The 26,696-nt window shown below is 69.8% G+C and carries 27 protein-coding genes and 1 pseudogene; 22 read left to right on the forward strand and 6 right to left on the reverse strand.

Annotated features, from left to right (window positions below):
* The first annotated feature begins 9 nt into the window (after positions 1 to 9).
* Complete coding sequence (locus ACIQG9_RS02915) at positions 10 to 195, forward strand: hypothetical protein (RefSeq protein ID WP_400398770.1); 186 nt, start codon at positions 10 to 12, stop codon at positions 193 to 195.
* Positions 196 to 292: 97 nt separating this feature from the next.
* Positions 293 to 628 (forward strand): class I SAM-dependent methyltransferase, encoded by a 336-nt coding sequence (locus tag ACIQG9_RS02920; RefSeq protein WP_400397852.1) that lies wholly within the window; start codon positions 293 to 295, stop codon positions 626 to 628.
* A gap of 323 nt (positions 629 to 951) precedes the next feature.
* Here ACIQG9_RS02920 and ACIQG9_RS02925 read toward each other — a convergent pair whose 3' ends face one another.
* Positions 952 to 2,151: an acyltransferase family protein gene (locus ACIQG9_RS02925; protein ID WP_400397854.1), complete on the reverse strand. Its 1,200-nt coding sequence runs from the start codon at positions 2,149 to 2,151 to the stop codon at positions 952 to 954.
* Between the two features lie 481 nt (positions 2,152 to 2,632).
* Here ACIQG9_RS02925 and ACIQG9_RS02930 point away from each other — a divergent pair.
* Positions 2,633 to 2,767 (forward strand): annotated as a pseudogene (locus ACIQG9_RS02930) (IS630 family transposase); the annotation flags it as partial.
* Between the two features lie 162 nt (positions 2,768 to 2,929).
* Here ACIQG9_RS02930 and ACIQG9_RS02935 read toward each other — a convergent pair.
* The 3 genes from ACIQG9_RS02935 to ACIQG9_RS02945 all read right to left on the reverse strand — a co-directional run bounded on the left by ACIQG9_RS02935 (position 2,930) and on the right by ACIQG9_RS02945 (position 6,529).
* Entirely contained in the window at positions 2,930 to 3,133 is a 204-nt protein-coding gene (locus ACIQG9_RS02935; protein WP_400397856.1) for an MbtH family protein, read from the reverse strand.
* A gap of 260 nt (positions 3,134 to 3,393) precedes the next feature.
* A complete protein-coding gene (locus tag ACIQG9_RS02940; RefSeq protein WP_400397858.1) occupies positions 3,394 to 4,764 on the reverse strand; it encodes a condensation domain-containing protein in 1,371 nt (456 codons plus the stop codon).
* Positions 4,751 to 6,529: an amino acid adenylation domain-containing protein gene (locus ACIQG9_RS02945; RefSeq protein WP_400397860.1), complete on the reverse strand. Its 1,779-nt coding sequence runs from the start codon at positions 6,527 to 6,529 to the stop codon at positions 4,751 to 4,753. The genes ACIQG9_RS02940 and ACIQG9_RS02945 overlap by 14 nt, the downstream gene beginning before the upstream one ends.
* Positions 6,530 to 6,813: 284 nt before the next feature.
* Between ACIQG9_RS02945 and ACIQG9_RS02950 the strand changes: the two genes are divergently transcribed.
* From ACIQG9_RS02950 to ACIQG9_RS02980, 7 genes are all read left to right on the forward strand, one after another.
* Positions 6,814 to 8,049, forward strand: a complete 1,236-nt coding sequence (locus ACIQG9_RS02950; RefSeq protein ID WP_400397862.1) for an acyl-CoA dehydrogenase family protein — start codon at positions 6,814 to 6,816, stop codon at positions 8,047 to 8,049.
* Between the two features lie 760 nt (positions 8,050 to 8,809).
* Entirely contained in the window at positions 8,810 to 9,988 is a 1,179-nt protein-coding gene (locus tag ACIQG9_RS02955) for a condensation domain-containing protein (RefSeq protein ID WP_400397864.1), read from the forward strand.
* Positions 9,985 to 11,307: an MFS transporter gene (locus ACIQG9_RS02960; RefSeq protein ID WP_400397866.1), complete on the forward strand. Its 1,323-nt coding sequence runs from the start codon at positions 9,985 to 9,987 to the stop codon at positions 11,305 to 11,307. The genes ACIQG9_RS02955 and ACIQG9_RS02960 overlap by 4 nt, the downstream gene beginning before the upstream one ends.
* Positions 11,300 to 12,391 carry a hypothetical protein gene (locus ACIQG9_RS02965; RefSeq protein ID WP_400397867.1) on the forward strand — a complete coding sequence of 364 codons (1,092 nt, stop codon included), beginning with the start codon at positions 11,300 to 11,302 and terminating at the stop codon, positions 12,389 to 12,391. The genes ACIQG9_RS02960 and ACIQG9_RS02965 overlap by 8 nt, the downstream gene beginning before the upstream one ends.
* Positions 12,369 to 12,599 carry a phosphopantetheine-binding protein gene (locus ACIQG9_RS02970; RefSeq protein ID WP_400397869.1) on the forward strand — a complete coding sequence of 77 codons (231 nt, stop codon included), beginning with the start codon at positions 12,369 to 12,371 and terminating at the stop codon, positions 12,597 to 12,599. The genes ACIQG9_RS02965 and ACIQG9_RS02970 overlap by 23 nt, the downstream gene beginning before the upstream one ends.
* Positions 12,596 to 13,804 (forward strand): cytochrome P450, encoded by a 1,209-nt coding sequence (locus tag ACIQG9_RS02975; RefSeq protein ID WP_400397871.1) that lies wholly within the window; start codon positions 12,596 to 12,598, stop codon positions 13,802 to 13,804. The genes ACIQG9_RS02970 and ACIQG9_RS02975 overlap by 4 nt, the downstream gene beginning before the upstream one ends.
* Complete coding sequence (locus ACIQG9_RS02980; RefSeq protein ID WP_400397873.1) at positions 13,801 to 15,141, forward strand: amino acid adenylation domain-containing protein; 1,341 nt, start codon at positions 13,801 to 13,803, stop codon at positions 15,139 to 15,141. The genes ACIQG9_RS02975 and ACIQG9_RS02980 overlap by 4 nt, the downstream gene beginning before the upstream one ends.
* 70 nt (positions 15,142 to 15,211) lie before the next feature.
* On the opposite strand, the gene ACIQG9_RS02985 is transcribed toward ACIQG9_RS02980, so the two are convergent.
* The gene (locus tag ACIQG9_RS02985) at positions 15,212 to 15,631 is read right to left on the reverse strand and encodes an RICIN domain-containing protein (RefSeq protein WP_400397875.1); all 420 of its coding nucleotides are present in this window, start codon (positions 15,629 to 15,631) and stop codon (positions 15,212 to 15,214) included.
* 203 nt (positions 15,632 to 15,834) lie between these two features.
* Here ACIQG9_RS02985 and ACIQG9_RS02990 point away from each other — a divergent pair, with 203 nt between their 5' ends.
* From ACIQG9_RS02990 to ACIQG9_RS03045, 12 genes are all read left to right on the forward strand, one after another.
* Positions 15,835 to 16,608, forward strand: a complete 774-nt coding sequence (locus tag ACIQG9_RS02990; protein ID WP_400397877.1) for a hypothetical protein — start codon at positions 15,835 to 15,837, stop codon at positions 16,606 to 16,608.
* Positions 16,609 to 16,712: 104 nt separating this feature from the next.
* Complete coding sequence (locus ACIQG9_RS02995) at positions 16,713 to 16,859, forward strand: hypothetical protein (protein ID WP_400397879.1); 147 nt, start codon at positions 16,713 to 16,715, stop codon at positions 16,857 to 16,859.
* Positions 16,860 to 17,218: 359 nt separating this feature from the next.
* Positions 17,219 to 18,001, forward strand: coding sequence for a hypothetical protein (locus ACIQG9_RS03000; RefSeq protein WP_400397881.1), 783 nt, complete (start codon positions 17,219 to 17,221; stop codon positions 17,999 to 18,001).
* Complete coding sequence (locus tag ACIQG9_RS03005) at positions 17,998 to 18,858, forward strand: hypothetical protein (RefSeq protein WP_400397883.1); 861 nt, start codon at positions 17,998 to 18,000, stop codon at positions 18,856 to 18,858. The genes ACIQG9_RS03000 and ACIQG9_RS03005 overlap by 4 nt, the downstream gene beginning before the upstream one ends.
* Positions 18,859 to 19,006: 148 nt before the next feature.
* Positions 19,007 to 20,089: an RNA polymerase subunit sigma-70 gene (locus tag ACIQG9_RS03010; protein ID WP_400397885.1), complete on the forward strand. Its 1,083-nt coding sequence runs from the start codon at positions 19,007 to 19,009 to the stop codon at positions 20,087 to 20,089.
* A 110-nt stretch (positions 20,090 to 20,199) separates the two neighbouring features.
* Positions 20,200 to 20,541 carry a DUF6069 family protein gene (locus tag ACIQG9_RS03015; RefSeq protein WP_400397887.1) on the forward strand — a complete coding sequence of 114 codons (342 nt, stop codon included), beginning with the start codon at positions 20,200 to 20,202 and terminating at the stop codon, positions 20,539 to 20,541.
* Between the two features lie 417 nt (positions 20,542 to 20,958).
* Positions 20,959 to 22,032 (forward strand): glycosyltransferase, encoded by a 1,074-nt coding sequence (locus ACIQG9_RS03020; protein WP_400397889.1) that lies wholly within the window; start codon positions 20,959 to 20,961, stop codon positions 22,030 to 22,032.
* Positions 22,022 to 23,341, forward strand: coding sequence for an aromatic ring-hydroxylating dioxygenase subunit alpha (locus ACIQG9_RS03025; RefSeq protein WP_400397891.1), 1,320 nt, complete (start codon positions 22,022 to 22,024; stop codon positions 23,339 to 23,341). The genes ACIQG9_RS03020 and ACIQG9_RS03025 overlap by 11 nt, the downstream gene beginning before the upstream one ends.
* Positions 23,338 to 23,847, forward strand: coding sequence for an aromatic-ring-hydroxylating dioxygenase subunit beta (locus ACIQG9_RS03030; protein WP_400397893.1), 510 nt, complete (start codon positions 23,338 to 23,340; stop codon positions 23,845 to 23,847). The genes ACIQG9_RS03025 and ACIQG9_RS03030 overlap by 4 nt, the downstream gene beginning before the upstream one ends.
* Positions 23,848 to 23,854: 7 nt before the next feature.
* Positions 23,855 to 25,054: an MFS transporter gene (locus tag ACIQG9_RS03035; protein ID WP_400397895.1), complete on the forward strand. Its 1,200-nt coding sequence runs from the start codon at positions 23,855 to 23,857 to the stop codon at positions 25,052 to 25,054.
* A gap of 12 nt (positions 25,055 to 25,066) precedes the next feature.
* Positions 25,067 to 25,459 (forward strand): carboxymuconolactone decarboxylase family protein, encoded by a 393-nt coding sequence (locus tag ACIQG9_RS03040; RefSeq protein WP_400397897.1) that lies wholly within the window; start codon positions 25,067 to 25,069, stop codon positions 25,457 to 25,459.
* Complete coding sequence (locus ACIQG9_RS03045) at positions 25,449 to 25,985, forward strand: hypothetical protein (RefSeq protein ID WP_400397899.1); 537 nt, start codon at positions 25,449 to 25,451, stop codon at positions 25,983 to 25,985. Before ACIQG9_RS03040 ends, ACIQG9_RS03045 begins: the two co-directional genes overlap by 11 nt.
* Here ACIQG9_RS03045 and ACIQG9_RS03050 read toward each other — a convergent pair.
* Positions 25,928 to 26,584, reverse strand: a complete 657-nt coding sequence (locus tag ACIQG9_RS03050; protein ID WP_400397900.1) for a flavodoxin family protein — start codon at positions 26,582 to 26,584, stop codon at positions 25,928 to 25,930. The genes ACIQG9_RS03045 and ACIQG9_RS03050 overlap by 58 nt on opposite strands.
* Positions 26,585 to 26,696: the final 112 nt, after the last annotated feature.

The following is a 26,696-nucleotide window of genomic DNA, read 5'->3' on the forward strand; positions in this document are numbered from 1 at the left end:
GCCCTGACCCTGCACCGGCGCCCGCGCCCGGCCGGCGTACCCGTACGGGTCGCGGCGCTGCGGGTCGGCGCCGAGCGTGGCCAACCCGACCGGCTCCGGGCGACGCTGGGTGACCCGTCGGTACGCCGGACTCACCGAGGAGGACGCCGCCTGACACCACCGCCCCGACACGTGACGCGCTGGTGTCCGCCATGACGCCAAGGCTGGTCGGCGGTGCCGAGGACGAGCTGATCGACCGGTCCGATCCGGAGCGGATGGCCAGCGGCGCTGCCGCGTGGCCGGCTCGTCACGCGTGAACGGCGCCGACCTCGCGCCGGAGCAGATCACGCTCGCGTCCGGGCGGGCGCGATTCCTGGCGGTCCCGGTCGAGATCCGCGAGGGCGACCTGCTCGCGCTGCCGTACCCGACGCCTCGTTCGACGCCCACTGGTGCGCCAAACGCGGTCCAGTACCTCTCCGACCAAGACCTGTCACGCGCTCTGGCCGAGATGGTCCATGTCGTCCGCCCCGGCGGCCCGGTCGCGGTCAACGAGATCGACGTCGGCCTGATCACCGTCCGGCCCGCGCCGTGCTTTCTGGTCTCCGACTTCTTCCGGGCCGCCAGCACCAAGTCGGGGTACGCCGAGTAGCTGCTGCGCACCCCCGAGCTGCACCACTGGCTCGCCGGCGCGGGCCTCACCGCCGTACGGCAGTACATCGAGCTCGTCAAGCAACTTCGGGCCCCTCTCCGCTGCGGCGGCGAAGGCGTTCTCCCCGCCCACCTGCGCGGCGCTGGCCGGCAGGCGGCGGGGCGGGGGTGGACGGGGACGCCTGGAGCGCCTTGGCCGACCCCGACCACCCCCGCCAACCCGCTACACGATCCGGCGGCGTACGTTTCCGAGGGCCTCACGCTCGCCATCGGCACCCGCCTCTGAGGAGCCGCGCGCCACTCCCGCGGTAACCAGGCAGGCGATCACCGGACCGCCGACGACGTTCCTGCTGGCCGGGCCCGCCTCGGACGGGCCCACCGCCGCATCACCGGGCGCTCCACCAGCGAATACACGAGCCATGCGACGAGCACACACGCCAGATAGGCACCAACGAGGAACGTGATCCCGGCCACGGTACCGAACGGGCGTGACGTGAACATCCCGCCCAGGCCCCATTGGTGGTTGAACGCGGCTTGCAGCGAGAAGAACACGGTGACGTGGACCAGATAGAAGGCATAGGAGATCTCGCCCAGCCAGACCATGCCGCGGCTGCTGAGCAGCGTCCGGCGCCCGGCGAGGTCCGCCGCGGCCGCGCCGGTGATCACCAGGGCGAGCGGAATGAGGAATACCGCCTGGTACCCCTCCTCGAACAGTTTGAGCGGGAGGGTCGCCACGTACGCCACCACCAGCACCACCACGATGAACAGCGGCCGCACGCCTCGCCAGCGGCCCGTCATCAGGATCTTGGCCATCACCATTCCAACCAGGAACTCGAACATTCGCGCGACCGGGAAATAGTAGATGAACCACAGTTGGGGCCAGGAGAGCGAGGCGGAGACGGGGGTCGGCGGACTGTCGGGCAGGAACAGCCGCGAGACCACCGGCATGAGCAGAGCGGCCACGGCCGCCAGCCCCGCGTACAGCCATAGTCGGCTGGGCCGGATTCGGTTGACCAGGATCAGGAGGAGCGGGAAGCACAGGTAGAACAGCAACTCAACCGACAGCGTCCACGTCGGTGGGTTTACCGCGAGCAGTTGGTAGTTGAAGTCCGGCACCCATGCCTGCAGGAGACCGAGGCTGACCACCGCTTCGGGCCACAGGACGGTGCGCCCGGCCACAAACATCAGGAGCAGCAGGATGACCCATACCGCGATGTGGTTCGGGAAGATCTTGAAGAATCGCCGCCGGTAGTACTGTTTGACGGGGTCGTGCGGCTTGGCCGACCAGGTCAGGATAAAGCCGCTCAACACGAAGAAGAACATGACACTCAGGGGGCCCAGGTTGCGTGCGAGCTCATTGTAGGCATTCTGCAAGCCCTGGTCGGAGAACACCGGCTGGTACATCGCGTGGTGGATGTACACCAGGGTCGCGGCCACGATCCGCAGCGCCGTCAGGGAAGGGAGTCTGGTGCCGGAGGACGCGGGAAACACCGTTGCCCTGTCTACCTTTTCTTGCGCTGTCATCGGCGGCTGTCCTTTCGCTCTCGGCACCGAGGATCCCACGGGTCCCGGGGCGAACGCGTCTTCGGAAATGCCTTCATGCCGGCGCGCAAGGAAGGGGCCCGGGTGGCCGGCTCGGCGACCCGTTATTGACCCGTAACGCAAACATGTGGTGATTGTTGTCCGTGTATGGGTGTTGTGGTCCGAGATGCGCGGCGGCTTTCTCCGCAGGCACAAGAGGAGCTGCGTCGTCGGGGGTCGCGGCGGTGCAGGCCGAGCATGCTCAGGCGGCGGTGGCCACCGTGCTCGGCGCTGGACGAGACCCCTGACCAGGTTGCTTGTCCAGCCTGGGTGAGGACCCGCCCGCAGGTACGCGAACTGGGCCGTGACCGGTTCGGCGTCGGTCTGCCCTGGTCACGATCGGCACGCACCCGCGCTCGTGGGACCTGTCGCCCGGGAAGCCGATCCGCCGGGCCTACGAGCAGAACCCGCAGGCCGTTGCCCGGTGGGCACCCGGTGGGGCGCGACCAAGACCGGCAGACGCTTCGGAGTCACCGTGATGGCCGCGATCAGCAACAAGGGCACGTTGTACGTCACCTGCCACCACGGCACGTTGACCGGCCCGCTCCTCCTCGCCTGGCTCGACCGTCTGGTCCGCCACCTCGACCGGAAGATCCACCTCATCGTGGACGGCCACCCGGCACCGCCGGGTGACCGTCCGCGACTGACTCGCTCCACACGGTGGCAGCATCGAGATGCACTGCCCGTCCCCACCGAACCCGAAACGGTGAAAGCCCTGGCCTCAGTAGCTGTTGACGAGGCTGGTCGGGCGCATGTCCGTCCAGTTCGCCTCCACGTACGCCAGGCACTCCTGACGCGAACTGGCATCAACGACGGTCCGCCAGCCCTCCGGCACCTCGATGTCTGCCGGCCACAGCGAGTGCTGGTTCTCGTCGTTGACCAGCACCAGGTAGCTGGCGTTCTCGTCTTCGAATGGGTTTGTCATGACATTCCTTCCAGGTCGCTGAGCGGGCACGGACGCGTCGTCCGCGTCGCGTCCAGATGGGGATCAGCAGAATCGCGATGGCAAAACGCCCCATTCGCCGCCATGCCATGACCATATCCGCTGTGGCTTTGTCGACGACTCACACATTGCCGAATTCCGTGCTGTCTCCGACGGTTCGACCAGACCATCAGGGCAGGGTCATTAAGCCCTCGGGTGGCTGCTGGTAACGGCGTGGATGAGGGCGTTGTGCACGATCAGCTTCAGGCCAGCCCCAGCGACGCATCGGGCGAGGAGCTGCAGTTCCGTGCGATCTCTTCGAAGTTCGCGGCCATCGAGGCGATGGTATCCTCGCGAAACAGGTTTCGCTTGTAGGAAAGGCAGCCGGAAGCGTCGCCCGACGGCTCCCTGGTCAGGGTCCACAGTGCACCGTCCGGCACGGAAGACTTCCGCGACTGTGGGCCCATCATCCGCGGTACCCGGGCATACTTCAGCTCTCCTGGTGCCTCGATGTACTGCTTCTGATCGGGAACGGCCTGAAACACGGCCGCGGCCGCGCCGTCGGAGGCGGCCGGTCGCATCAGCTCCGGGGCCTGCCCGAAAATGTGAAGGCTCGGGATTTCGTGCTCGAATGCTTCGAGACAGGTGCGTCGGGTCCTTTTCAGCAGGTCTCCGAATGATGCGCACCCGGCAATGTCCGTGCGAAGTGGCAGGAAGTTGAAAAGCGGGCCGACGGTGTCCTCGAACAGCTGCCCGCCCCGCCCCGGGGTGAACGTCGCGATGACCACATCCGTGGCGCCGGTCAGCCGATGCACGAGCAGCTGGTACATCGCGACCAGGGCCATGAACCGCGTGGTGCGGTGGGTTCTGGCCAGCCGGTCGATGTTCGAGATCACATCGTTCGGGATCAGGAAGCGGTGCGCTGCGGTGGACTCGGGAAGGTTCGCGGAACGCGGGATGTCCGTGGGGAGCGCTGTGAACAGACCGCCGTCCAGCTTGCGGCGCCAGTATTCTCGCGCCGCGTCGGTGCCCGCACCGGCCCCGGTACGCTGCCAGTCGGAGAATTCGCGGTACTGCGGTGCGGTCGGCAGGTCCGGGACGGTGTGACCTGTCCTCGCGGCGTACCGGTTGGCTAGGTCTCGGATGACCACCTCCATGGACATTCCGTCCGAGACGATGTGATGGATCATCAGTGCCAGGACCGCGTCCTGGTCGTCGAACCTGCCCAGCACGGCACGCAGGGCGGGCGTCTCGTCCGCGCCGATCGTCTCTTCTTCGACTTCCCGCCGCAGTGCCTCGGCCCGCGCCGGGCGCAATGCCTCGGGAGTCTCCGGAAAGTCGCGGATCTCTACGCTCACCGGACCAGGTGGAGAGATCTCCTGGCGCCGATTCCCCGCCGCGCCGACGATTCGCGTCCGGAGCGCCTCGTGCCGCTTGACGACGTCGTGCAGAGCGTCGCGCAGCGCAGCGACGTCGATCGGCCCGCCCGTGACGCGCCACGCATCCACCACGTGGTACCGGGAACCGAATGGGCCGTCGTCGCTGCCGTGATCAAATGCGTCGACAAACTCGTGATTGAGCGACAGCGGGATCGTCTCGGTCGCGTCGATACCTGTGATCTTAGTTGGGCTCATCCTGGCTCCTATCAACTGGTTCCGCCCGTTCCAGGAGGTACTGGTCCAGCTCGGTGACCGTGGGAAACTCAAACAAGTGATCAAGCGTGAGCTCCACACTGAGCGCCTCGTTGACCGTCTGAACCAGCCGGATCCCGCTCAGCGACTGCCCACCGAGTTCGAAGAAGCTGTCGTTGACCCCCACCTCTGCGACGCCCAGGGCGTTGGCGAAGGCGGAGCACAGGGTTTCCTGCTGCGCGGTACCGGGGGGCTGGTAGGTCGACGAGCCGGCGAACACCGGTTCGGGCAGCGCCCGACGGTCCAGCTTGCCGTTGGGCGTGAGCGGGAGTGAGTCGAGTACGACGAACGCGGCGGGGATCATGTATTCGGGCAGCACCTTCTCCGCATGCTTGCGGAGTGCGGTGATGTCCACCGCGTCAGACCCGCCGACGACGTACCCGACAAGGGAGTGGTTGCCATCCTCGACCTGCCGGGCCACGACGATCGCCTCGGAGATCTCCGGGTAGCTGGTGAGGGCAGCTTCGACCTCGGCGATCCCGACCCTGAAGCCGCGGATCTTCACCTGGTCGTTTGCTCGACCGACAAACTCGATCATGTCGTCGGTGGTCCAGCGGACCAGGTCGCCGGACCGGTACATCCGCGTCCCGGGACCGCTGAACCGGTTCGCCACGAAACGGTCGGCGGTCATGCCTGGCCGGCCGAGGTAGCCACGCGCCAGGCGCTCACCCGCGATGTAGAGCTCCCCGACTTCGCCGGTGCCGACCGGTCGGAGCCGCTCGTCGAGCACATACAGCTCGACGTTGTCCATCGGTCGGCCGACCGGCACCCTCGGTGAGGGAACGAACGGCGCGGTCACCGTGGTGGTCGTGACGAACAACGTAACCTCGCTCGCCCCGTAGGTGGGACGCACCGTGATGCCAGGGCACGCCTTCAGCACCCGCTCGACGGCGCTCGGCGAGATGACATCGCCACCGGTCGAGACCTCACCAACGGTCGCAAGGCAATCCGGTGCCTTGTCGGCGAGCACCCGGAACAGGCCGCTGGTGAGCTGAACGGCGGTGATCTCGTTGTCCCGAATCAGTCGCCGGAGAGTGCCGAGATCCAAGCGACCGGGCGGTGCCAGGACCAGGTGACCGCCACGCAGCAGCGGAACCCAGAGCTCGTAGGTCGACACCGCGGCTGCATACGGCGCCACCATGAGCACTCGGTCCTGGCTGCTGGTGTCCCAGCACGAGTCCAAGGCGACGCTCAGCACGCCCCGGTGTGTCACGCAGACGCCGCGCGGCAGGCCCTCCGACCCCGAGGTGTGGATGATGCACGCCACGTCTTCGGATCGGGCGTCGATGTTCGGGCCGACGACCGACCGTTCCTGCTGTGCGAGGGCGGAGTCGACGAGCATCGTCCGCTTGCTGACCGGTAGGCCCGCGCTGCGGGATTCCTCGTCGGTCAGCAGCACCGGCCGACCGGCGTTGTCCATGATTCGCTGCTTGGCCTCCAACGGATACGCGTTGTGCAACGGCATGTAGACCGCACCGGCCTTGAGCACGCCCAGTGTCGCCACGACCAGCTCAGGTGATCGCGTGATCAGTACCGCGACCGGCTCACCGGGCCGGACGCCGAGGCTGATCAGCTCATGCGCCAATTGGTTGGCGCGCTCGTCGAGCTGACGATAGGTCAGCCGCACGCTGCCCCCGGACACCGCCGGCGCGTCGGGCGTCTGGGCTACCTGCCTGGCGAACTGCTCCTGGATGGACTTGGAACCCATGCCGCCTCATCTCCATCCACTGGTTCGCAGACCAGACCTCATATAGGGAACGTACCGCCGACGCTGTCCGGTCGCGCCTTCAAGACTGCGCTGCGGCCCGCCGCACCCATCGCGGTAAATCAGCAATCGTAAAGACGTGGCAGGACCGAGGGTTTGGAATAATTCACGAGACCATCGGAGCGGTATCAGTTCCATCTCGGCGATACGGATCGTCTGCGGGCTGGACTCCAACACGCCCTACAACTGACCGGGAGAACCGTCAGCAGCCGAAAGGATCGTGCACCGTGACGCGAATCAGCAGCACCGCCGAACACGACTTCCCTGCTCCGGCCGAGCCTGACCTCACCCCGGAGCAGATTGTGGCGAGGGCCGAGGCAATGGTCCCCGAACTCATCGACCGCCAGGCAGAGGTCGAGGAACGCAGCTTCTACGCCGAGGACATCCACGAGAAATTCGTACGCAACGGCTTCTACCGAATTTTGCAGCCCCGTCGTTACGGCGGGTACGAGTTCGGCCTCGAGACCTTCGTGCGCGTCTCCACGACCCTGCTGCGCGGATGCCCGTCGACCGGCTGGATGTACACCCTCGGGGCCATGCACACACAGATCGTGGCCACGATGTTCGGTGAGCAGGCTCAATCGGAGGTGTTCGGGGTCGGCGACTTCGTCTGCCCCGGCACCGCCGTCCCCAGTGGATCCGCTGTGCGAGCCGCGGACGGCGGCTGGACAATCAGTGGCAAGTGGTCCTACTGTTCCGGGGCTCCTTATGCGACCCATTTCCTGGGACATGCCCTTATCTCCGGGGACGACGGGGCGCCTCCGATGCCCCTGTTCTTCATCGCGCCGCGCAGCCAGTGGACGCGGTTGGACGACTGGGGCCAGCAACTGGGCCTGCGAGGCAGCGGTTCGCACAGCATCACCATGGAAAACGCCTCCATCCCTGACTACCTAGCTCTCCCCGGCGTGCAGATCATGGAGGCCGACGTCTCAGCGGGCACGCCCGGCCGGGCCCTGCACGGCAATCCGGAGTATGGCGGCGGGCCGCTCTCTTTCACGAATTTGGGTAACGCGGCCCTGGCCGTGGGCATCGCGCAGGGAGCGCTTGACATCTACGAAGACCTCCTCCGGAGCAGATCGACCCTGGTGCCGCCAATCGTGCGCCGCCATGACGATCCCGACTACCAGTTCTGGTACGGCGACGCTGTCGGAATGATAGGTACCGCAGAGGCCGCATTGCTGAACTCCGTTCGGCAATGGCACGACAATTGCGCCAGCGGCCCAGCAGCGGTCACCAGGGAATGGGACCTGCGGATCTCGGCAATCTGCCGACACGTGATCCAGCTATGCTGGAACGCGGTAGCGAACTACCTGATGCCGACAGCCGGCGCAAGTTCGATCCGGCACGGCGAGCGCCTTGAGCGGGTGTGGCGCGACATGTCCATGCTGCACAGCCACGGCGGCATCTCGATCTTGCTGCCGACGGTGGCCGTGCGGGAGCTCACCCGGACGCGGATGCGCTAGGTGTACTGCTCAGGCGGGTTGGTTGAGGTCGTGTGACGACACGACGTAGATAGCCGTGATGACGAGGGCCTCCGGTTGTGGAGTGGAGCTGTCCAGGAACCGCTCCGGCAACCAGGGGGCCTTCGTGTCCCACGCTAACGCCGCTTTGACCCCTCGGGCAGGTCTTCGCCTGGCGTGAGGTTCCAGCTCGGTCGCTGAACCAACTACCGGAGACCTCTTCAGTTAGCGACCACCGCCACGCCCCCACAACGGCGCCCTACGCAACACGGCCCAGCAGTAGCCCGGCTGCGTCCCACGGTCTACGCCGTGGGCTGCGGCATGGCCGTCCACCTGCCGGCCATCCGCGCCCTCGGCGGCTTCCCCGCACCGAGCACCGGCGTCGGTACCGCGTGATCCGGTCGAGGGCGCGTGCGACGACCCGCCGCCGCTTGGCCGCCTGTCAGCCCTCTGACCTGCGCACCCGGTGTGCGACAGCATGCTGACCCTTCCGAGCGGCCCCTGTTCGACGTCCTCCTCGAACAAGGCCGAACGACCTCGACCGCGACAGCCCTACCGCCGCAACAGCCCAGCGGCCGATGCTGGGGCGACCGGGCGGTGCCCACCGACCGACACTCGTCCGCCATCGGAAACCGGAGGCGGCTCTGACGAGAGGAGGTGTGGACGATGCGGAAGGGCGACTGCGCCATCTGAAAACCGTGAACCAGGGTGGGTGGTCACCGCAGGGTGGCCACCCACCCCCGGCGAGAACCCCGGAGGATGCATGCGCGTCCAGGAGACCTACCCGCTCACCATGGGCCAACTCTCCATGTGGAGTGCTCTCGCGGTGCGCCCACCCGAGCAGCTATGGGAATCCAACCAGGAGTTGGCCTGGTCCGTCCCACCCGGCACCACCGTGGAGCAGGTGCGGTACGTCCTCACCGCGCTCGCGGTGCGGCACGAGTCGTTGCGCACGGTCTACCTCCCGGCCGATGATCCCGGCGGCGTACGGCAGGTGGTCCTGCCCGACCCGGTCGTACGGTTCGCCGAGGAGTCCGTACGGGAGCCGTTCGACCTGCCCCGCGAACCCGCCTGGCGGGCGTGGTTCGACGGGCCGGACGCGGCGCCGCCGCGGGTTCACCTGACGATCCACCACATCGCCGCCGACGGTGCCGCCGCGCGGATCCTGGAGTCCGACTTTCACCGGCTGCTGCGCGGCGACCCTCTCGACGACGCCCCCACGCCGCGGGAGGTGGCCGATCGCCAGCGCGGTGACGCGTTCCAGAACAGGTTGACGGCGGCCGGCGACTACCGCAGGCGCACCGTCGAGGCGGCACCACGGACGCCGGTGACCCGGGGTCCGCAGGTGCGGGCCTGTGCGCACACCGGCATCCCGTACGGCACGGCCTGCCGGGCGGCCCAGCGACTCCAGGTCACGCCACCCAACCTGTTGCTCGCGGTCTACGCGCGGGCGCTGGCCGCGACCACCGGCGCGGCGGACCAACTGCTGTGGCAGTTGGCCGCGAACCGGTTGGACCGCGGCGTGCGGCACCTGGTGTCGTCCCTGACCCAATGGGTGCCCCTGCTGGTGCGGCGCGGGCCCGACGAAGCGTTGCCCGCGGTGGCCCGCGAGGTCAACGTCGCGGCGATGCGCGCCCTGCGGCACGGCGTGTACGACCCGTTCGCCGGGCCGCGCCAGGACTTCGACCACGGCGGTTACTTCACCTTCGTCCCGCCGCCAGCCGGGCCGGATCCGGTGCCGTCCGAGGTGCTGCCCCGGCGCGTCGAATGGCTCTCGCCCCGCGCCCACAGCGGCGCCAGCTTCTATCTGATGGTCCGGGCGTACCCGCACATCCAGCTCCACCTGCGCACCATGCGCGACGGGTACGGGCGGGGCGAGGCCGACCGGTTCCTGACCACGATGACCGACCTGCTGCTGCACGCCGTCCGGGAGCCGGCATGAGGGACAGTCTGTGGCGACACCGTGACTTCATGGTGCTGTGGTCGGGCCGGACCCTCAGCGAGGTCGGCGACGCCGTGTCGCTGCTCGTCCTGCCGCTGCTGGCGGTCACCGTGCTCGACGCCTCCGCCGTCGAGGTCGGCGTCCTCAGCGCGACCCGGATGGTCGGCTGGGCGTTCCTCGCGCTGCCCGCCGGGGTGTGGGTGGACCGGATGCGCAAACGCCCCGTCATGGTGACCTGCCACGTCCTCCGGGCCGGACTGGTGGCCACTGTCGCCGTCGCCGCCTGGGGCGGCTGGGTCACCATGGCCCAGTTGTGGATCGTGGCGCTGTTGTCCGGCGGGTGCACGGTGCTGTACGAGACGGCGCACCAGAGTTTCCTGCCCGCGGTCGTCTCCCGGGAGCAGTTGCTCGACGCCAACGGCAAGCTGGGGACCACGTACTCGGTCTCGCAGATCACCGGGTACGGCGCGGGCGGGGTGCTGGCCTCGACGTTGGGCGTGGCGCGCACGGCGGGGCTGGACGCGCTCGCCTACCTGGCCAACGCGGTGTCCCTGCTGTTGATCCGGCGTCCGGAGGACCCACCGGCCACCGGGCGACGCGATTTCCGTCGGGAGCTGGTCGCCGGACTGTCCTTCGTGTTCCGGCATCCGATCATGCCGCGGCTGGTGGCGGCCTCCGCCTCGCTCAACCTCTTCAGCCAGATGATCTTCGCACTGGCCGTTCTGTACCTGGTACGGGACCTGCGACTGGGTGGGCACCTGGTGGGTGCGGTGATGGCGGCGAGCACGCTGGGCGGAATCGTCGGCGGGTTGCTCTCCGCCCGGTTGGCCCGCCTGGTGGGCACGGTGCGGATCATCTGGATCGCTCCGCTGGGGCTCGGCTGGACGGTGCTGCTCGTACCGGCCGCCCAGCCCGGCTGGGGCCTGGTCGCGTACCCGGCCGGCATGGCGGGCCTGGGGGCGGTGTTCGCCATCTACAACGCGGCGACGGTCAGCTACCGACAGCGGGAGTGTCCGCCCGAGCTGCTGGGGCGCATGACGGCCTCCATCCGATGGGTGATCTTCGGGGTGATGCCGGTGGGCGGCCTCGCCGGCGGCCTGCTCGGCGGCTGGCTGGGGGTACGCCCGACGCTGTGGATCGCGGCCGCCGGAGTCTGGGCGTCCGGCCTGCTGCTCGTCTTCTCGCCGCTGCGGCGAAGCCGTGACGTACCGGGCGAGCCCACCGGGCCGGACCCGGCGCCGCGACAGTCGCCGACCCCGGGCGGGCGGACGCCCATCGACCTGGCCGCACCGGCGGCGGGAGGAGAACGACGTGGATGATCAGCCGTTCGGGCACCGGATCCTGTCCTGGGCAGGCCAGTCGGCGGACGCCGACCGGTTCGTCGCGCTGGGCGGCAGCAGGCTCGCGGCGGAGCCGGACCATGCCGCGCTGCGGCGGGCCCTCGACGCGGCCGTCGCGCGGCACCCCGTACTGGGCGAGGGACCGGTCCCGCTGCGCCTGGTCGACGAGGTGTGGTCGGCGGCAGCCGCCGGCCGGTACCCACCCGACGCGCCGTGCCTGCTGTGGGCGTACCTGGCCGGCCGCGAGTTGTTGCTCGTGGCGCACCACAGCGTCGCCGACCCGTGGTCGATGCGGCTGGTCCTGCGCGAGGTGCTGGGGCCCGGAAGCGAGTCGACGTCCGCCCACCGGGGCGGCACCACCACCCACCGCCCCGACCGGATCACCCGCTCGCTGCCGTTCTGGCAGCGGCTGCTCACCGACGTGCCGGCTCTCACCCCGGGTACGGGCGGTGGCACCGGCACGGCGGAGCTCAGAGCACCCAGCGGCATCACCCAGGAACGGGCGGCGGCGGTCGCCCGGTCCGTGCCCAGCACGCCGTTCGTCGTCCTGCTCACCGCGTTCGCGCGTGCCCTCGCCCCGCTGTCCCGCGGCGAGGCGGTCGTTCCGGTGCTGACCTACGGCCGGCGGCGATCCGACTGGAACAGCGTCGGGTTCCACATGAACGTGCTGCCGGTACGGCTCGGGACGCCGACGGTGGATGCCGTGCACCGCGCGTTCGCCGAGGCGTACGCGCACGAGATTCCGTTTCCGTCGCTGCTGGAGGCGGTGCCGCAGGCCGACGCGCTGTTCGCGGCGGGCGGGCCGAGCCTGGCCCAGTTCGAGGTGATCCAGGTGCCGGATCACCCCGGAATCGAGCCGCTGACCATCCCGGCCGGGCTGCGGCTGGGCGGGCCGGTCCTGCCCGTCAACGGGCTGACCTTCTGGCTGGAGCCGGCCACGGGCGGCCACTACACCGCCTGCCTGCGCTACCACCGGTCCTATCGGCAGACCGAGATGCGCGCCCTGATCGAGCGGTTCATCAAGCGATGGGAGGAGATCGGTGTCAACCCGAACCGAGCTTGAGTCGATGCTGACCCGGCTGTGGAGCGAGAAGCTGGACGTGTGGCCGGTGGGGGTCGAGGACAACTTCTTCGCCCTCGGCGGGGACTCCCTGCTCGCCGCCGACCTGCTGATGGACATCTACGAGCGGCTCGGCATCGAGGTCGACGCCGCCGTGCTGTTCCTCAAGCCGACCATCGCCGAGCTCATCGACGAGGTGCTGGCGGGATGAGGGTCGATCCGCACGACCGCATCGGGTGCCCGGGTGGGCTCGACCTCGCCGACCCGGACCTCTACGGAGCCGGCGACCCGCACGCGGTGTGGCGGCGGCTACGCCGCTGGGACCCGGTCCGCTGGCAACCGGTCGGGAACACGTCGGGCTTCTGGGCGGTCACCCGCCACGCCGACGCCGGGGCCGTCCTGACCGACCACGCCAGGTTCACCTCCACCGGCGGGGTGATGCTCAACATGCTCGGCCGGCCGGAACCTGCCCAGAACCAGCAGTTCGCCGCGACCGATCCACCCCGACACGCCCTCATTCGTGGGCCGCTGCAACGGCAGATGAGCACCCGTGCGGTGGCGCGTCACGCACCGGCCATCCGGTCCTCCGTACGGGCGATGCTCCGCCCGGCCGCCGGCGTCTTCGACTTCGCCGACCTCACCGCCTCCCTGCCGCTGGCCTTCCTGGGACCGCTGATGGGCATCCCGGCCGCGGACTGGCCCGACCTGGCCCGATGGGTGTCCATGTCGGTGGCCGAGCACGACCCGGACGTCATGGTGCCCGACGGGCCGGCCGCGACCCTCGACCGTGGGCACCGGGAGCTGTTCGCGTACCTGCTCAACCTGGTGCTGGACCACCGGCGGCACCCGCGCGGGGACCTGGTGGACGTGCTCGCCGCGATGCCGCTGCGTGCCGGCGCGGTCGTGGCGAACTGCTACAGCCTCCTGCTCGGCGGCAGCGCCGCCATCCCGCACGTGCCCCGCGCCACCGTCGCCGAGCTGGTCCGCACCGGGCGCTACGCCGACTGGGCCGGGCGACCCGAGCGGATCGAGCAGGCGGTGGAGGAGGCGCTGCGGTTCACCTCACCGGCCGGGCATTTCATGCGGCTGGCGACGCGGGACACGATCCTCGGCGGGACACCGATCGCGGCCGGCGACGCCGTCGTGGTGTGGCTCGGGTCGGCGAACCGGGACGAGAGCGTCTTCCCCGACGCCGACACCCTCGACCTGGATCGGCATCCGAACCGGCACCTGGCCTTCGGAGACGGGCGGCACTACTGCCTGGGCGCGGCCGTCGCCCGGCTGACCCTGCGCATCTTCTTCACGGAGCTGTTCGCCACCTTCGCGTCCTTCGAGCTGGCCGGCGACGTCGAGCGCGTGCGGTCGACCTGGCTCGGCGGAATCAAGCGGATGCCGCTGGTGGGCCGGCCGCGGTGATCACCGACCTGCTGGCGGCCCAGCTACGCTCCGGCCGGGAGCGGCTCGCGGTGGTGGATCCCGAGCAGGCCCTGACGTACGCGGACCTGGACGGCCTGACCGGCGCGGTCGCCGCCCATCTCCAGGACCGGGGGGTGGCCGTCGGGGAACCGGTGATCGTGCACACCCGACTGTCCCGTTGGGCGATCGTGGCGATGCTCGGCGTGCTGCGGGCGGGAGCCCGGTACGTCCCCGTCGACGCGTCCTTCCCGGCGGCCCGCCGCGAGCTCGTGACGGCGTCCAGCGGTGCCCGCCTCACGCTCACCGAGAGCCTGCTGGCGTCGTTGCGGCCCACCCGCTGCGGCTGGCGGGACGGGCCCGCCGCGTACACGATGTTCACCAGCGGCTCGACGGGCGTGCCGAAGCCGGTCACGGTGTCGCGGGCGGCGTTGAGCTACTCGACTGCGGCGCGGCTGGAGTACTACGGGAGCCCGCCGCAACGGTTTCTGCTCTGCTCGTCGATCTCGTTCGACAGCTCCGTGGCCGGCGTCTACTGGACGCTCTGCGCCGGGACGACCCTGGTCATCCCGAGCGACCGGCCGTTCGACGTACGGGCGCTGATCCGGGCCGGGGCCGTCCACCGGCCCACCCACACGCTGATGGTGCCGTCCCTGTACCGCTTGGTGCTGCGCTCCCCCGTGCGCAGCCTGCGCACCGTGATCGTGGCGGGAGAGAGCTGCCCGCCGGGGCTGGTCGACCTGCACTACGCGCGGATGCCGCAGGCCACGCTCTACAACGAGTACGGCCCGACCGAGTGCACCGTCTGGAGCACCGTGCACCGGTGCGCGGTGGGCGAGGACCCGGTACCCATCGGCCGTCCGATCCCCGGCACGTCGGTCTCCATCGAGGACGGCGAGCTGTGCATCCGTTCACCCGGCGTGGTGTCGGGGGAATCGGTGTACCGCACCGGCGACCGGGCCAGTGTCGGCGCGGACGGCCTGCTGCGCTACCACGGTCGCATCGACGAGCAGCTCAAGGTCGGTGGGATGCGCATCGAGCCTGCCGAGATCGAGCACGCCCTGATGTCCCACCCGGCGGTGCTCCTGGCCGGCGTCGCCGTCCCCTACCAGGGGGTCGCGTTCGTGGTCTGCCCCGGCCCGGTGGATCACCGGGCCCTGCGCGCGCACCTGCTCGAACGGCTGCCCGCGGTGGCCGTTCCCACCGTGTTCGAGCGGGTGGAGCGGTTGCCCACCCTGCCCAACGGCAAACTCGACCGGCGTGCCCTGAGCCGGTCCGGCCCGCCGGGACGCGGGCAGGAGGGACGCGGGCAGGAGGGACGGCCGGGGCCTGCGGCGTAACGAGGCGCGGGGACTCGCCCATATCGATCGGGCGAGTCCTCGTCACCCGCTTGTGCGGCGGGACGCCAGCTCAGCCCCAGGTGCCGGCGTAGGCGAGCCGCCACTGCTGGTTGGTCCCGCCCCAACAGGTGCCCTGCACCACGTACGCACCGTGGGCGATGCTCCCGTTCGCCACGTCCAGACACCGGTCACTGTGCCGGGCCCGGATCTCGTAGAAGCCGTTGCCCAGGTTGACGAACCGCCAGTGCTGGTTCGTGCCGCCCCAGCAGTCGCCCTGCACCACCGATGCGCCGTGGGCAGTGCTGGCGTTCGCCACGTCCAGGCACTTGTTGCTGTGCTGCGCGCGGATCTCGTAGTAGCCGTTGCCGACGGAGATCCACCGCCAGTGCTGGGTCGCTCGTCGGCCACGACCGGGGTGGACGCCGCGCCCGGCACGCCGGTCGCCCGCACGGCGGCGGGCCCGGCCCCGCCGACCGGCCGGACGGCACAATGATGGTTGTCGATGTTGTCGGGACGGGTACGGCGTGCTGGAATGGCTCATATCGCCGCAGCACGGGGGCAACCGCGCTGGGAACGGTGAGCACGGGAGCAGCGCAGTGCCGGCAACGCGCCGCTTCGGCAGACGCGCACGCCGCATCGCCTGGCCATCGGGCCCTGCCCCGGTGGCGGGGCCAGACGTCATGGAGGATGACCATGCGCAGTTTCCTCGCGGTGTTCACCGCCGCCCTGATCCTCGGTACCACCGCCGGCAGCGTCCCGGCCGGCACGTCGGGTGCCTCCCCGCGTTCGTGCCCCCGTGGCCTGCTCTTCTGTGAAGACTTCGAACGGCTGCCGCCCGGCGGTCCCCGCACGCTGGACTGGGGCGTCGACACCCGCCACGGCACGCTCACCGTCGAGCGGGCCCGCCACGGCAACCAGGTGCTGCACCTCCACACGGTCGACAACGGGCGGGCCTTCCTGCGCGTCGACGATCTCGCCGCGCCGGGCAACCGTCTCTACGGTCGGCTGCGACTGCGCGTCGACGCCTTCCCCACCGCCCCCGACTGGGCGCACTTCACCCTGGTGGAGGCGACCGGCACCGGCAGTTCGGAGGTCGTCCGCCCGGTCGGCGGCCAGTACGCGCCCACGGTCCCCGGGACCTTCTGGGGGGTGGGTGCCGACGGCGGCCCGACCGGCGACTGGACCAACTGGCGGGAGTCCGCCCCGGTCACCGAGGACACCTGGCAGTGCTTCGAGTGGAAACTCGACCCGGCGGACAACCGCGTCGCGGTGTGGATCGACGGCGTGGCCAACCCGGACCTGACCGCCTCCACCACCGCACACGGCGGCAACGACCTTCCCTTCGTCCTGCCGACGGTCGACACGGTGAAGATCGGCTGGCAGCTCTACCAGGGCGGCACCACGCCGGGCGAGTTCGACCTCTGGATCGACGACATCGCCCTGTCCACCACACGGCTCGGCTGCTGACCCGCACCCACTGAGACCGGGCCGACGGATCAGCAGGGTTTCGCGGCCGGGCCGGTGGGGGTAGAGAACGCACCGCCCGTCAGCCAACCCCTGAGGAGACTGTCATGTCGGTGCAGGCGTTTCTCTATGTCGTCGCGGTCATCCTGCTCGTGCTCGCCGCGCTGCCCGTCCCCACCCGTGGTTTCTCACTCGCGCTGCTCGGGGCGGCGTGCGCGCTGCTGGCCTACGCCTGGCCGGTGATCACCGGCTAGGTGACCAGTCCGTCCAGCGCCGGAGGGGGCTGGCGGACCGGGTTCCATCGTGGCGTACGGCGGAGCGCGAACATCCGTCCTCACCGACCTGCGCAACCGTGGCGGCGATGGTCGGCCGGGCCCTCGGACGGTCGGCCGACCCATACAATGCGACATGTCCTCCCGGTTGCCGTTCAGAGGTGAGAAGCGTGCCACCGCACCGATCCAAGCGGGCAAAGGGCCGGCGCACGCCGGCGAAGCCGCCGGCCACGCCGCAGCAACCATCGGACGAGCAGCCGAATGGTCAGGCCGGCAGGACCTCACGGCGAAACCTGTTGCTGGCAGCGGGTGGCACAGCGGCCAGTGCGGTGATTGGCGCGGTGATCGCCGAGTTCGCCAACCGGATCACCTCGTCCGACCAGGCGGTGCGCGACGACCGTGCGGTCGAGGAGGCCAAGCGGACGTCCGCTCAGCAGAAGCCGCCGATCTCGGTCAACGCCTACTACTACAACCGATCCGAGGAGGCAGTGGCCTGGGTGCTCCCCGGGCCGATGACCGGCGACCAGCGACAGCAACTCCTCACCCGGCAGCGGTCGGCCGAAGGTGAGGGCCCCGAGAACTTCGCGGACGTCGTCCACGGGGTGGCCCGATTCTCCGGCGAAACGCCCTACCGACTGCTCACCCGGATCCGGATCTCCGCGATCGGTCAGTGGACCGGTCCGGTGTTCGTCACGCAGATCCGGGCCAGAGTGCGGAAACGTTCCGAACCGATGTCCGGTGCCTTTCTCTTCCGGGGAAGTCAGGGCGACGGAAGTCCACTGGAGATCGGTTTCGACCTGGACGAGCCGGACAGCGTCGCACGGGTGATCAAGCCGGACGATGAGACCCTCGGTGCGGCATACGTGGACCGCAGGTCGCTGACCCTCTCGCCCGGCGAGCCACTGACCATCGACGTCCAGGCCCACACCACCCGGTCGTACTGCGAATGGGTCATCGAGCTGGAACTCGACCTGGACGGCGAGAAACGTACCCAGGTGGTCGACGATCACGGCCGGCCGTTCCGCAGCACCGGCCTGGCCCGCCGTTACCAGGAGAGGTACTACGTGCACCTGCTCAACGGCTGGACGGCAGAAGGTGCCGGACCGCCCGTCGGCAAGGTATGAACGCCGGTCGGCGGCGGGTCGCCGGGGCCGTCGTCATCCTGGTCCTGCCCGCGGTCCTCGCCTTCACCGTGGTCCGGCTGCTCGGGACGGGGGACGGTGGGGAACACCGGGCAGCGCCGTCCGACCCGGGAGCCCCCGCCCGTACGGATGGCTCCGGCCCTGCCGTCGACGTGGTCGCCCGGTTCGCCGGCCCCGAGGACGGTGCCGAGTTGACCTTCCAGATCGGCCGGGACCAGGCCGAGGCGGGGCCGCCGGAAGACATCAGGGACTGCCGCCGGTTCGCCGAGTGGGCCGCGCGGAACGGCGGCGTCCCGGTGGGCGTCGAGCCGGCCCACGTCCTGTCGGTGCACGCGCGACGCAGCCTCGACGTGAACGGCGTGTCCGTCGTCGCGGTACCGGTGGGCCAGGTCCCACCCACCTGGCAGGACGGCCCCTGGGTGGAGCTGGCCTGCCGGGACGCTACCCCGACCCCGGCCGCCTCCCCCGGTGACCCGGGATGGCCACCGAAGCAGGAGGACTCCGACGAACAACCCGACCGGCCGCTGGTGCTCACCGCCGGGCAGACGATCGAGCTGCCGGTCGCGCTCGATACCTCGTACGACACCGGTGAGGCGTTCCCGCACGGACTCTCCGACTACCAGCTCGACGTACGGATAGAGATCGACGGAATCACGGAGAGACACCGGCTGCGGAATGGCTCCTCCTCCTTCCGGTGCTGTGGCCGCACCACCTTCATGGGCTTCCAGGCGGCACGCTACGAATGGCGGCTCACTCCCTCCCGCTCGCTGCGGTACTGCGCCGAGCTGCGATATGCCGAGGCTCCGCCGCCACCGAAATGTGAGACCAGGCAACGCTGACAGCGCGGCACGCGCGCCACGACCTCCGCGATGGTGATGCGCTGCGAGAGGCGCAGCTAAGCCATGCCGACCGACCCTCGGTGATGAGTTGTCGCGCCCGCACCCGTCATACCTACGACGGGACACGACGAGACGGGAGGACGACGTGATGAGTGCGGACACGCGGCTGAGGGAGCTGGGCGGGGACGGCCTGGGCGAGGTCGACGAGCTGGCGTTCTCGGGGCTGGCGGAGCGGCACCGGCGGGAGCTGCACGTGCACTGCTACCGGATGCTCGGGTCGTTCGAGGACGCCGAGGACACCGTGCAGGAGACGTTCCTGCGTGCCTGGCGACGGCGGGAGACCTTCGAGGGGCGGTCGACGTTCCGGGCCTGGCTGTACCGGATCGCCACCAACGCCTGCCTGGACCTGCTCGCCAGGTGCCGCCCGGAGCCCGCGACCGGCGGCGAGGTGCGGTGGCTGCAGCCCTACCCGGACCGGCTGCTCGACGAGCTGCCCGCGGGCGACGCGGACGAGCCGGAGACCGTCGCCGTCGCGCGGGAGACGATCGAGCTGGCGTACCTGGTCGCGGTCCAGCACCTCGCGCCGCGCCCGCGGGCCGTGCTGATCCTGCGGGACGTGCTCGACTGGCCGGCGAAGGACGTCGCGGAGCTCCTCGGGGACTCCGTCAACTCCGTGAACAGCGCGCTGCAGCGGGCCCGCGCCGGCATGCGGGAGCACCTGCCCGCCGAGCGGCAGGACTGGACCGGCGGTGAGGAGGACGCCGGGACGCGCGAGCTGGTACGCCGCTTCACCGACGCGAGCGTCGCCAAGGACGTCGACGGTCTCGCCGCACTGCTGCGGGACGACGTCCGCTTCTCGATGCCGCCCACGCCGGGCCTGTACGTCGGCCGCGACACGGTGGTGAACAGCTGGGTCGAGGACGGTTTCGAGGACCTGGGGCGCCTGCGCGCCGTCCCCACCTCCGTGAACCGGCAGCCCGCCGTCGCCTGCTACCTCTGGCGGGAGCAGGAGGACGCGTACCTGCCGCTGACGATCGACGTCCTGCGCATCACCGGCGGGGCGATCACCGAGATCGTCATCTTCCACGACGACCAGTTCCCGCGGCTCGGGCTGCCGCAGCGCCTGCCGGCGGACGGCGAGGGCGCGCATCGTCACCCCCAGGGCCAGGACCGCCACCTGCCAGTCGACCTCTCCCGTACGGCAGTGCCGAATGACGGAGCAACGCGATGAACAGCAAAAATGACACCGGGGTCGTCGCCGGCCCGGCAACGGGCCGGACCAGCCGCACTCACCGGATTCGCGGGATCGCCGGCACTGGCTTCGTTGCCACGCTCGCGGCGATGGCGGCCACCACCCTCGCCGCTGCGCTGGCCCAGGCCGCTGGCGTCGACTTCGAGGTCCCCGATGGCGGCGAGACGATCCCGTTGCCCGGGTTCGCCGTGGTGACCGGCTTCTTCTCGGTCGTGGGCATCGTCATCGCCGGCGCTCTTCTTCGTTGGAGCGCTCGCCCCGCCCAGCGGTTCGGGTGGACGGCAGTTTCGCTGACCGCGATCTCGTTGGTCCCGCCCCTGCTCTCCGGGGCGGACACCGCCACCACCACCACCCTGCTCGGGCTACACCTCGTCCCCGCGACGGTGATGATCCCCAGCCTGACGCGGAGCCTCCGTACCCGCACCGATTGACGATCCCGCAACGGAACAACGCGCGACACCAGCCGGTGCGGCAGGGAGCCCGGCAAATGCCTCCTTCCTTTCAAACAAGGGGCTTTCCGATCTTCGGCCCATCTCAGATTTCCCCTCGCGTTACTCGGAGCGGCCCAGTTGCGAGGCGTTGACATCGATTGCACATGCCGGCAGGCTTTGACGGCGGGGAATGGATCAACTCCTCGTAGCCGTACCTGGACGTCGACGGTCCCCTTTCGCCTGCCGGGCGTTCTCGCCTGTCCGGGGGCGGAGTTCTGCCGTTCGCGCGTCGCCGTCTTTCGCTGAATCGGAGATCTGATGCGCGTCGCCCTCCTCACCACGACTCAGCATGGCCACCTGAACCCGTACGTTCCGGTGGTCAATGCGCTCCGAACTGCCGGCAGTGAGGTGGCGCTGATGCTGTTGTCCGCGGACGGTGGCGCGCTCGACGAGCAACGTCACCGGGCCTTGGGCAGGACGCAGGTCCACACGATCGGGAAGGTCGAGATGGCGCCGTGGAGCGGCGACCCGGCGAAGATCGGCCCGATGCTCGAGTCGTCCCCGGTGGCGGACCAGACCGCCGACGCGCTCCGTGCGGCCGCGCCGGACTTCGTGCTCGTCGACTCGCTGCCGGTCACGGCGGCGGCCATGGTCGGCGCGCAGGCGTCCGGCGTGCCGTACGGGATGATCTGGGCCAACCTGGGCGGGGTATGCCCGAGCGAACATCGACGGGGTCGCTGGCCGTACGACGAGCAGGTCGGCGACTATCTGACCAGGCACGGGGTGTTGTGGTCGACCCGGACTCATTCGGCGCGTTCACCGATTCTCAATGTGATGCCGACGATTCCTGCTCTCGTCGGGGACGACGCGGTCACCGACGACGGTGTGCAGTTGGTCGGGTTGCCGGGTGCGGCGGGAACCCGCGGCGACGAGGTCACCTTCTCGGGCCTGGATCGGATCGACCCCGACCGCCCGGTGGTGTACGTCTCCTTCGGCACGATCTTCTACCGGCGGCCGGACCTGCTGCGCACGGTGATCACCGGGGCCGCGGCGACCGGTGCACAGGTGATCGCTGCGGTAGGAGATCTCGCCGAGGAACTCGCCCTGCCCGACGACGTGCTCACCGCCCCGTATCTGCCGCAACGTGAGGTGCTGGAGCGCGCCGACGTGTTCATCACCCACGGCGGATACAACTCCGTGGCGGAGTCGATCCGGGCGGCGACACCGATGCTGGTGATCCCGCTGGCGGTGGATCAGCCGGTCCAGGCGTACTTCGTGGGCAGCGCGGGCTTCGGGACGGCGTTGGAGCCGGCCGGCGTCACGGCGCAGGCGGTCACTGACGCGGTCACCGATCTGCTCGATCCCGCCCGCGACTACCGTGCCCGGCTGCGCGCCGCGCAGCCGGAGTGCGGCGATTCTGCCGCCCGCACGGCCGAGCTGGTCATCAGCACGGTGGAGACGCTACAGCGGAAGGGAAGCCGTGACGCGTGAACCGCAGCGGCCGGTGGGCGACCCGATCGTGTTCGACGATCCTGAGCGCCTCTCGTTCCGGGTGGATCGCCGCGCCTACACCGACGACGACCTGGCCGCCCGGGAGATGACCAGGATCTTCGATCGCTGCTGGTTGTACGTCGGGCACGAGTCGGAGGTGCCCGGGCCGGGCTCCTACGTGGCCCGCGACGTCGGCGGGCGCCCGGTGGTCATGGCGCGTGGGTCCGACGGGGTGATCCGGGTGTTCGCCAACAGCTGCCCGCACCGCGGGGCGCTGATCTGCTCGCAGCCGGCCGGGCAGGCCAGATCGTTCCGGTGCCCGTATCACGACTGGACGTTCTCCAACCAGGGCGACCTGGTCGGGGTCCCGATCCCGGACGGGTACGGGCCGGGCTTCCGGAAGGCGGACTTCGGCCTGGCACAGCACCGCAGTGACGGTTACCGCGGTTTCGTGTTCGTCACCTTCGATCCGGAGCAGCCGCGCACCCTGACCGAGTACCTGGCGGGTGCGACGGAGTACCTCGATCTGATCGACGACCAGTCCGAGGTCGGGATGGAGGTGATCCAAGGTGCGCAACTCCACGGCGCGCGGGCCAACTGGAAGCTCATGATGGAGAACAGCGTCGACATCTACCACTTCCGGGCCCTGCACAAGCGGTACGTCGGCTACATGGAGTCGCTGGGGTCGGTGCCACCACGACGACGAGGCGGCTTCGGCTGCGCCCTCGGACTGGGGCATGGAGCCAACGAGCTGCCACCGGCGGCAGCCCGCCCGCTCGCCTACTGGACGCCGATGTTCGGCGCCGAGGTCCGGCCACGGATCGAGGCGACGGCCGCACGGTTCGTCGACCGGTTCGGCGCCGAACGCGCCGAGCGGATCACCGGCACCAATCGGGCGGTGCTGATCTTCCCCAACTTGATGATCATCGACGCGATCGCGATCACGATCCGCAAGATCGACCCGGTCGGCGCCGGCCAGATGGCCATCACCTCGGTCGCCCTGGCCCCCAAGGACGAGGATCCGGACATCCGGGAACTCCGCAAGAGTCACTACCTGACGTTCCTCGGCCCCGCCGGCTTCGCCACCCCCGACGACATCGAGATCATCGAATCGTGCCAGCGGGGCTATCTCAACCGCACGGTCCGCTACTCGGACCTGTCACGCGGGATGAACAAGCAGGTCCCGGAGACGACCGACGAGCTTCCCGCCCGCGAGTTCTGGCGGCAGTGGGACCGGCTGATGCACGGCGACGACGGTCACCCCGAGGTCGCGCACCGGGCCGAGACGCAGGGGGCAGGACCACGATGACCATCGAGCTGACGGTCGACGAAGCGGCCCCGCTGCGGTTGTGGCACCGGGTGAGCCAGTTCCTTTTCCGTGAGGCGCGGCTGCTCGACGAGTGGCGCCTGCTCGAGTGGTACGACGAGATGCTGACCGACGACATCCGCTACTCGGTGCCGGCCACCGACGTCCGCGGCGAGGCCGACGCGCTCGGGCTCATCGACGACGATGCTGCCCGGCTACGTCAGCGGATCGAACAACTCCTCAACGGTGAGGTGTGGTGCGAGAACCCTCGGTCGCGGACGAATCGGATGATCAGCAACGTGGAGATCCTGACCGATCGGGGCACGCACCTCGACGTGGCGGCGAATGTCGTCGTATACCGGTTCGGGCACGGGCGCTCCGACGCCTACGTCGGAAAGTGCCGGTTCGAGCTCGTCGTCGAGGGCGAGTCGTTCCGGGTCCGGCGAAGGGTCGTGGTGCTCGACCACGAGACGTTGTACGAGCACGGAAAGCTCAGCATCATCCTGTGACCGACCAGTGACGGCGGCCGGCCCTGGCACCGCCCCACCCGTTGCCGCCGCCCAGCCGGGTCTCCCTCACGAGGTCTACGTCCTCAGTGTCGTTGGTGGCTGCGTCATGCTGGGCCTGGGACTGGTGCTCCCGGTGCTCCCGGTGTACGCGGCGACGTTCGGGGCCGGGCCCACCCAGATCGGGGCGCTCGTCGCCCTGTTCGCGTTGATGCGGCTGGCCACCAGTCCGTTCTGCGGCCGGCTCGCCGTGCGTTTCGGGGAGCGGCGGGTCCTGGTCGCCGGCCTGCTGCTGTGTGCGGTCTCCTCGACCCTGACGGCGTTCGCCGGGTCCTACGGGCAGCTACTCGTGTTCCGCGGCCTCGGCGGCGTCGGCTCGGTGCTGTTCTCGGTGTCCGCACTGGCGACCCTCCTGGCGATCGCGCCGGCCGACCAGCGGGGCCGGGCCAGCGCCGTGTTCGAAGCAGGCTTCCTCCTCGGCGGGGTCGGCGGACCAGCACTGGGCGGGCTCCTCGCGCTCATCTCCCTGTCCACGCCGTTCCTGGCGTACGCCGTGCTGTTGTTGGCCGCCGCGGTGCTGACCCTGGCGGTGCTGCGCACCGGTCGAACTGCCGGCGCAGAGCCTGGCCGTGCGGTGGTCCGGCTACCGGTCCTGCTGCGGGATCGACGCTACCTGGTGGCCTGCCTCGCCGCGTCGGCGCAGGGATGGGTCCTGTTCGGACTGCGCGGCGCCCTGGTCCCCACGGTGGTCGTGGCGTGGCGACACGACGTGACGTGGGTCGGGTGGGCGTTCACGATATCCGCCGTCGTCCAGGCACTGCTGATCATGCCGGCCGGCCGGGTTGTCGATCGGGCCGGCCGCCGGCCCGCCATGATCGCCGGCACCGGTGTGGCCGCGGCGGCGATCACCGCCCTGGCGTTCGTGAACCGGTACGCCTGGCTCGTCGTCCTGCTCAGTGTGTACGCGGCGGGATCGGCGCTGCTCAATGCCGCACCGGCCGCGCTGATCGGGGACGTCGTCGCCGGCCAGGCCGGCAGTGGCGTCGCCGTCTTCTCGATGTGCACGGATGTCGGCGCCGTGGTCGGACCGGTCGTCGTCGGGCTCGTCGCCGAGCGGGTGAGTGTCCCGGCCGCCTTCGGCAGCGGCGCCGCGCTGCTGGTCGTCGCCTTCGTGGCGTCGTGGACGTTGCCAACTGTTCGACCAACATGAAGGAGTTGACCGATGGATCAGCCGGCTGCCCGACGTGAGCGGGGTGAGGCCATGTTCCACCAGGTCTTCGGCCGCGAACCGCGCCCGGGTTCCTACCCGGAGTTCCTGCAGATCACCGTCGACCACCTGTTCGGTGAGATCTGGACCCGCCCGCACCTGAGCGTCGAGGAGCGCGAACTGGTCGCGCTGACCGCGGTCGCGCTGGCGCGGACCGACTGGGAGTTGCGCGGCCACATCGGTGCCGCCCTGCACCTCGGGATGTCCCGAGAGAAGATCGTCGAAGTCATCATCCAGCTCGCCTACTACGGTGGCTGGCCGGTCGCCAACAACGGGCTGCGCGTCGCCCAGGAGGTCTTCGCCGAACTGGACGGCGCCACCGGGAGGGAGGCGGACGATGACCGGTGAACCGTCTCCCCTCGACCCGGCCGAGAAGGTCGACCTGTGGCGCCAGCGGTTCTTCGAGGCCCAGGCGGCCGCAGAGGAGTTCATCCTGGGAGAGCACGGCGAAGCGGGCCTGGCCGCGTGGATCCAGGCGAACTCCCGCATCACCGCGGAGCTACTGCAGGCGCAACGGCCCGCCGGGGTGTCCGCCACCGATCACTTCATGACCCGGCTGCAGCGTCAACTGTTGCTGTACGACTCGGCAGTGACCAGTGAGCCCCAGCCCTCGGGCACCGTCCTGCGCAACGCCGACTGTGGGATCCTCCGGTACCGCAAACGGGCCGCCCGCGCCGGCGTCGTACTGACGTTCTCGTCACCGTGCCCGTACTGCCAGGAACTCAACACCGCCATCGCCGCCCGCTACGTGGAACCGGACGTCACGGTGTCGTGCGAACAGGCGGGCGACGGGTGCACCTGGCGCGCGGACTCTCCTCACGCTCCAGGAGAGGACGCGGCCGGGTCACCGCACCGCGGACGAACCGGTGACTGAACCAACGGCAGTGCCGTGCGGTCGTCGGCCGGCGACCGGCTGACGTCGAGTGTCATGCCGAGTTGCCGGCCCACGGCCACACACAGGTCGATCGCCGCGGTGCGGGTCAGGTCCTGATGGTCGTTCTGGGTGAAGCACGCCGACGCGACGTTCTTGTTGCGTAGGCGCAGGTACCACGGGAACAGCGAGGCCAGTGCAGGCTCGGTCAGCATCGTGCGCGAATGCACGATCGTCCCCACCAGCAGGTTGCCGAACGGGCGTTGCCGGACGTTCATGAAGCTCTTCAGGCGTTCCTGGAAGATCTTCAGCACCGCGGGTACGTTTCCCGCGTACACCGGCATGGCGAGCAGCATCGCCTGCGCACCCTCGGCCAGCTCGACGACCTGCTCGAAGTCGTCGTCGAGCGTGCACCGGCCCACCTCGGGATCAAGGCAGGTGTCCTCGCCTTCGCACATCGCGATGCGATGGTCGATCAACCGGATCCGCTGGATCTCCGCGTCACCGACCTCCCGGACGACGCCGGTGATCGCCGCCTCGAGCAGCGCGTCGGTCAGCGACGGGAGACGTCTCTGCGTACAGGACAACGCGACGATCTTCATCCGAGGGGCCTCCCCTGTCCGCTCAGCGCCACCCCGGACCGGCCACCTGACGAAGCCCCGTGGCCGCACACCGAGGCAGCCTCAACCTACCGACAAACGCGCACCACCGAAA

Origin of the sequence: Micromonospora sp. NPDC092111, from assembly GCF_044755745.1 — a bacterium.
Taxonomy (GTDB): domain Bacteria; phylum Actinomycetota; class Actinomycetes; order Mycobacteriales; family Micromonosporaceae; genus Micromonospora.

What these genes read in the sequence shown, in the direction of transcription:
- ACIQG9_RS02990 (WP_400397877.1), top strand. Translation starts at nt 15,835, where the DNA reads ATGCGCAGTTTCCTCGCGGTGTTCACCGCCGCCCTGATCCTCGGTACC.
- ACIQG9_RS03005 (WP_400397883.1), top strand. Translation starts at nt 17,998, where the DNA reads ATGAACGCCGGTCGGCGGCGGGTCGCCGGGGCCGTCGTCATCCTGGTC.
- ACIQG9_RS02995 (WP_400397879.1), top strand. Translation starts at nt 16,713, where the DNA reads ATGTCGGTGCAGGCGTTTCTCTATGTCGTCGCGGTCATCCTGCTCGTG.
- ACIQG9_RS03050 (WP_400397900.1), bottom strand. Translation starts at nt 26,584, where the DNA reads ATGAAGATCGTCGCGTTGTCCTGTACGCAGAGACGTCTCCCGTCGCTG.
- ACIQG9_RS03045 (WP_400397899.1), top strand. Translation starts at nt 25,449, where the DNA reads ATGACCGGTGAACCGTCTCCCCTCGACCCGGCCGAGAAGGTCGACCTG.
- ACIQG9_RS02975 (WP_400397871.1), top strand. Translation starts at nt 12,596, where the DNA reads ATGAGGGTCGATCCGCACGACCGCATCGGGTGCCCGGGTGGGCTCGAC.
- ACIQG9_RS03040 (WP_400397897.1), top strand. Translation starts at nt 25,067, where the DNA reads ATGGATCAGCCGGCTGCCCGACGTGAGCGGGGTGAGGCCATGTTCCAC.
- ACIQG9_RS02935 (WP_400397856.1), bottom strand. Translation starts at nt 3,133, where the DNA reads ATGACAAACCCATTCGAAGACGAGAACGCCAGCTACCTGGTGCTGGTC.
- ACIQG9_RS03015 (WP_400397887.1), top strand. Translation starts at nt 20,200, where the DNA reads ATGGCGGCCACCACCCTCGCCGCTGCGCTGGCCCAGGCCGCTGGCGTC.
- ACIQG9_RS02960 (WP_400397866.1), top strand. Translation starts at nt 9,985, where the DNA reads ATGAGGGACAGTCTGTGGCGACACCGTGACTTCATGGTGCTGTGGTCG.
- ACIQG9_RS02925 (WP_400397854.1), bottom strand. Translation starts at nt 2,151, where the DNA reads ATGACAGCGCAAGAAAAGGTAGACAGGGCAACGGTGTTTCCCGCGTCC.
- ACIQG9_RS03010 (WP_400397885.1), top strand. Translation starts at nt 19,007, where the DNA reads ATGAGTGCGGACACGCGGCTGAGGGAGCTGGGCGGGGACGGCCTGGGC.
- ACIQG9_RS02940 (WP_400397858.1), bottom strand. Translation starts at nt 4,764, where the DNA reads ATGAGCCCAACTAAGATCACAGGTATCGACGCGACCGAGACGATCCCG.
- ACIQG9_RS03030 (WP_400397893.1), top strand. Translation starts at nt 23,338, where the DNA reads ATGACCATCGAGCTGACGGTCGACGAAGCGGCCCCGCTGCGGTTGTGG.
- ACIQG9_RS02955 (WP_400397864.1), top strand. Translation starts at nt 8,810, where the DNA reads ATGCGCGTCCAGGAGACCTACCCGCTCACCATGGGCCAACTCTCCATG.
- ACIQG9_RS02945 (WP_400397860.1), bottom strand. Translation starts at nt 6,529, where the DNA reads ATGGGTTCCAAGTCCATCCAGGAGCAGTTCGCCAGGCAGGTAGCCCAG.
- ACIQG9_RS03020 (WP_400397889.1), top strand. Translation starts at nt 20,959, where the DNA reads ATGCTGTTGTCCGCGGACGGTGGCGCGCTCGACGAGCAACGTCACCGG.